Source organism: Marinobacter sp. (assembly GCF_033722735.1).
In the GTDB taxonomy this organism is placed as follows: Bacteria; Pseudomonadota; Gammaproteobacteria; order Pseudomonadales; family Oleiphilaceae; genus Marinobacter.
The window spans coordinates 1-3,466 of record NZ_JAWVYN010000056.1; the positions used below are offsets into that span (position 1 = coordinate 1).

General features: G+C 62.7%; 4 protein-coding genes. 1 reads left to right on the forward strand and 3 read right to left on the reverse strand.

Annotated elements, in window-relative coordinates:
* On the forward strand, positions 1-246 hold a 246-nt coding region (locus R3175_RS17955), incomplete at its 5' end, for a Dps family protein (protein ID WP_318945716.1).
* Positions 247-336: 90 nt separating this feature from the next.
* Here R3175_RS17955 and R3175_RS17960 read toward each other — a convergent pair.
* The 3 genes from R3175_RS17960 to R3175_RS17970 all read right to left on the reverse strand — a co-directional run.
* Positions 337-1,461, reverse strand: coding sequence for an NAD(P)/FAD-dependent oxidoreductase (locus R3175_RS17960; protein ID WP_318945717.1), 1,125 nt, complete (start codon positions 1,459-1,461; stop codon positions 337-339).
* Between the two features lies 1 nt (position 1,462).
* Positions 1,463-2,782 carry a cyclopropane-fatty-acyl-phospholipid synthase family protein gene (locus tag R3175_RS17965; RefSeq protein WP_318945718.1) on the reverse strand — a complete coding sequence of 440 codons (1,320 nt, stop codon included), beginning with the start codon at positions 2,780-2,782 and terminating at the stop codon, positions 1,463-1,465.
* A gap of 237 nt (positions 2,783-3,019) precedes the next feature.
* A partial coding sequence (locus tag R3175_RS17970; RefSeq protein WP_318945719.1) for a TRAP transporter large permease subunit occupies positions 3,020-3,466 on the reverse strand: 447 nt, incomplete at its 5' end.

Below are 3,466 nucleotides of genomic sequence, written 5' to 3' on the forward strand. Positions count from 1 at the left end.
CGTCCGGTTCACGCCTACAGCGCCTATATCGAGCGCTCGGAGGTGGAGGAACGTCAGGACGTGTCTGACGGCCGCACGGCCGTCAGCCAGATTGTGGACAGCTTCGCCAAGCTGATCGGCAAGCAGCGGGAACTGCTCAGCCTGGCCGGTGACGCCGACGACGAGGGCACCGTGGCGCTGATGAGCGACTACATCTCCCAACAGGAGAAGGCGGTCTGGATGTACCGCAGCTACCTGGGGCAGTGAGGCCCCAGGTTCCCCCTAACCGGGTTGAAACCCTGTGATTGGCGGCCTTCCGGGGCCGCTTTTTTTGCCGAAACCCCGATCCGTCGCCGGCTAAATGGCGGTTTGTAACGGCGGCACCTGCCGGTGCAGGAACCATTTTTCCGTCACCACCTTGCGGGTGAACCAGTGGGACCGCATCAGGGTGCCAGCCAGTGGTGATTTCAGCCATTCCGGGATGTGCCAGCCGTCGTCCCGGTGCATGGCGCGGGTGCCGAACCGTTCGGCGATGGCCTCACCATACTGTTGCAGGGACTGGGCGGACGAGTCGGTGGCCCTGCGGATGACCCCGGCGGCCAGCAGGGCGGATTCCACCGCCGGCCGGATGCCTTCGCCACTCTGGGTGTAGGCCAGGCCTGCCGCGTCCCCGATCAGCAAGACACCGTCGTCCACCAGCGGCCGTTCGGCGTGGTCGTAGAGCAGGTAGGCATGACCCTTGAAGTGGCCGGGCAGGTCGGCAGGAATGCGGCCGCTGTTCTTCATGTCGTCGACAAACCGCTGCAGGTGGCCGCTGAGCCGGTGATTGTCTTCCCGGCCCAGGCCGATGTTCAGGAAGTTGCCCTTGCGGAAGACCCAGGCATAACCTTTCAGGTCGCGGCAGAACCACAGTTCCGGGGTATCGCCGCTGGCCTGGCAACGCTCAGCCTGGTCGGGGGTCATCTCGAACTCCACTTCCTTGGCCGCCACCACCGTCTCATGGCGGCCGGGCCCGTCGCCCAGCAGTCGGGCAATGGGACAGAAATGGCCTCCCGCGCCCACCACCAGCGGGGTCTCCCAGGTATCGTTGAGCACCCAGTTGGCGCCGCGCCGTTCGATGGACTTGATGCCCACGCCCAAGGCCTTGTCCACCAGGGTCCGGTTCAATAGGAAATGGTCGAACTCACAGCGGCGGATGCCGTAGCTGACCACCTCGCCGTGATCGTTCTCCACCGGAGGTTGCCCCATCAGGCCGATGCGAAAGCGGCGAATGGGTTGCAGGGTGTGGTGCTGGCCATATTGCTCCGGATCCACCTGCAGGCTGTCCATGACCGTGGGGGTCACCCAGCCGGCGCAGGTCTTGTCCCGGGGAAACCGCTGCTTGTCCACCAACAGGACCCGTTTGCCGCTGTCCTCCAGCGCCCAGGCCAGGGTGGAACCGGCCGGCCCGCCGCCGACTACGATGACGTCGTAATAGTCCATCTCAGTGACTCTCCGGTGCCGCCGGTGACTGGTACAGGTCGCCCCGGCTCTGGGGCAGGCGATTGTTGTTTGCGTGGGTGAACACCACCTGGAACAGCTGCAGGGCCCCGACCTCGAAGGCGGCGATGGAGCCGGCCAGGTAGAGCCGCCAGGCACGGGTGAAGTGCTCGTCGTACATGGCGGTCACCCGGTCCCGATGCTTCTCGAAGCGTTCCAGCCAGTGGCTCAGGGTCTGGGCGTAATGCAGGCGCAGGTTCTCCACATCCAGCACCGAGAAATTACCCTGTTCGCAGATCGACACGAACTCGCCGATGCTGGGGGGGTAGGCTCCCGGGAAGATGCGTTTCTCGATCCAGGCGTTCATCAGCATGGGGCGGTTACGACCGATACTGTGCAGCAGCGCGAACCCCTCGGGCTTGAGGGTACGCTGGATCAGGGCGGCCAGCTCGAGGTAATGGTCGGTGCCCACATGCTCCAGCATCCCCACCGACACGAAGGCGTCGTATTGGCCGGCGATGTTGCGGTAGTCCTCCTCGATGTACTCGATCAGGTGATCCAGCTTCTGGCGCCGCGCTTCGGCCCGGGCGTAGGTGACCTGTTCGCGGGAGATGTTGTAGGCGTGGACCTTGACGCCATAATGGCGAGCCATGTAGCGGGCCAGCCCGCCCCAGCCGCAGCCGGCCTCCACCACGGTCTGGCCAGGTTTTAGCCGCAGCTTGCGACAGACATGTTCCAGTTTGGCCAGCTGCGCCTGCTCCAGGCTTAACTCGGGAGATTCGTAGTAGGCGCAGGTGTACTGCATTTCCGCCTGGTCGAGCCAGAGCTGGTAGAACTCGTTACCCAGGTCGTAGTGATGGTGAATGTTTTCCCGGGCTTCCTCGAGGCCTGTGGACCGGGGGGCGTGGTTGCGCCACAGGGCTTCCAGCCATTTGGGCCAGTGGCTGCGGGCCCGATGGATGTGCCGATACAGTTCCGCCATCAGGCCGGGCAGGTCCTGATCCACGTCCAGCCGGCCGGCGCTGTAAAGATCCCCAAACGCCAGGTTGGGGTTGGTGGCCAACGCATACAGGGCGCGGGGGTCGTTGAGGGTCAGGGTAAAGCGGGCTTGCCCCCCCTCGGGTTCGATGAGGTCGCCATTCCACAGGCGGAACCGCAAGGGGGGATCGCCCACCATGTGCAGAATCTTGTTGATCAGCCACCGCTCGTAGCTGTGGGGTTCCCGGTCGACGTGCCGGCTGTCGGCGTGTATGGACACCCGGTTGGCACGCCCGGCTTTGTGCTTCTCCGTTTCAGTAAGCTTGTTGGCAGTGCTTGGACTCATGGATGCTGGTCTCCAACTTCGGCGGAATCACTACAGTGGTCATTTATTCAGGTCACGCAGTTTGGCTCCGCGTCCTGGCTCAGAGGCGCTATTTGTTTGTTCAGTATAGAAAATGATCAGGTTTTGTCAGGTTGGGCGCTGATAGCCTGGCACTATGGGCGTGATAGGTTGCGAACGAAAAGGAGTGGGCTGGTCAGGGAAAGACGGGAGGCCAGGACGTCGGCCTCCCAGGAAGGGTCAGTAGGTGGCACTCATCCCGAACCATTCCGGGAAGATGAACAGTAGGATCAACACCAGCGCCTGCAAGCCGATGAAGGGAATCACCCCCTTGTAGATATCGGTGGTTTTGACACTCGGGGGCGAGACCCCCTTGAGATAGAACAGGCTGAAGCCAAACGGTGGGGTGAGGAAGCTGGTCTGCAGGTTCATGGCGATCAGGATCGCAAACCACAGCATGTTGAGTCCCAGGGCTTCCGCCACTGGCGCCAGAATAGGCACCACAATGAAGGAAATCTCCACGAAGTCGATGAAGAAACCCAACACCAGGATCACCAGCATGGACAGGATCAAAAAGCCCCACTTCTCGCCGGGCAGTTCCAGCATCCACTCCTCCAGCAGGTAGTCGCCGCCGGTGTAACTGAACACCATGGAGAAGGCGGTGGCGCCGATCAGGATGGCAAACAC

Coding starts and splice junctions, on each gene's coding strand:
- R3175_RS17960 (WP_318945717.1), bottom strand. CDS start 1,461: ATGGACTATTACGACGTCATCGTAGTCGGCGGCGGGCCGGCCGGTTCC.
- R3175_RS17965 (WP_318945718.1), bottom strand. CDS start 2,782: ATGAGTCCAAGCACTGCCAACAAGCTTACTGAAACGGAGAAGCACAAA.